This window comes from Mesorhizobium sp. M7A.F.Ca.CA.004.12.1.1 (genome assembly GCF_003997835.1).
GTDB lineage: Bacteria > Pseudomonadota > Alphaproteobacteria > Rhizobiales > Rhizobiaceae > Mesorhizobium.
Window position 1 is genome coordinate 6,404 of record NZ_RZRK01000258.1, and the last position, 1,019, is coordinate 7,422.

At 66.2% G+C, this 1,019-nt stretch carries 2 protein-coding genes; both read right to left on the reverse strand.

All coding sequences use genetic code 11. The annotated features are described in order from the left end of the window. Positions 1–457, reverse strand: a 457-nt coding sequence (locus EN984_RS38810; protein WP_245480068.1) for an ATP-binding cassette domain-containing protein, incomplete at its 3' end; no start/stop codon positions are given. Further along, a partial coding sequence (locus EN984_RS15525; protein WP_164765486.1) for an ATP-binding cassette domain-containing protein occupies positions 450–1,019 on the reverse strand: 570 nt, incomplete at its 5' end. The genes EN984_RS15525 and EN984_RS38810, both read right to left, overlap by 8 nt.

Consider the following 1,019-nt stretch of genomic DNA (forward strand, 5'->3'; position numbering starts at 1 on the left):
TTCTCAACATGCGCGCGATCGCCAGCATCTGCTGTTCGCCGCCCGACAGCCTGGTGCCGGGACTGTTGCGCCGCTCCTTCAGATTGGGGAACAGATCGAATATCTCCTCGACGCTCATGCCGCCCTCGGCCACGACCGGCGGCAGAACCAGGTTCTCGTCGACGGTCAGCGTGGCGAAAATACCGCGCTCCTCCGGCACGAAGCCGATGCCCTGATGCGCGGTGCGGTGCAGCGGCAGCCGCATCAGATCCTGGCCGTCGAAGGCGATCCCGCCGGTTCGCTTGCGGATCAGCCCCATGATGGCCCGCAGCGTCGTCGTCTTGCCGACGCCATTGCGGCCGAGCAGTGTGACCGTCTCGCCGGAATACACTTCCAGATCGACGCCGTGCAGCGCATGGCCCTCGCCATACCAGGCGTTGAGGCCGCTGACGGCAAGCAGAGGTGCGGTACTAGTCATCGGCGGTGCCCATATAGGCGATCTTGACGCGCTCGTCGCGGCTGACCGTGGCGTAGTCGCCGGCGGCCAGCACCTCGCCGCGCTGCATGACCGTTATCCAGTCGCAAAGGTCGGCCACCACAGTCAGATTGTGCTCGACCATCAGCACGGCGCGATCCTTGGCCACCGAACGGATAAGGTCGGAAACCGTGGCCACGTCCTCGTGCCCCATGCCGGCCATCGGCTCGTCCAGCAGCAGCACTTTCGGATCGAGCGCCAGGGTCGTGGCGATCTCGAGCACGCGTTTCCTGCCATAGGAAAGGTCGCCGGCGAGCCTGTTCCTGGCGTCGTCGAGACCGACCGAGCGCAGCAATTCCTCGGCGCGCGGCGTCAGCCGGTCGAGCGCCGCCAGCGAGCGCCAGAACTGAACGCTGAGCCCGCCCGGCCGCTGCAGGGCGACGCGCACATTGTCGAGCACGCTGAGATGCGGAAAAATCGCCGATATCTGGAACGAGCGCACCAGACCCATTCGCGCGACCCTGGCCGGCGACGTGCGGGTGATGTCGTGGCCAAGCAGCTCGAT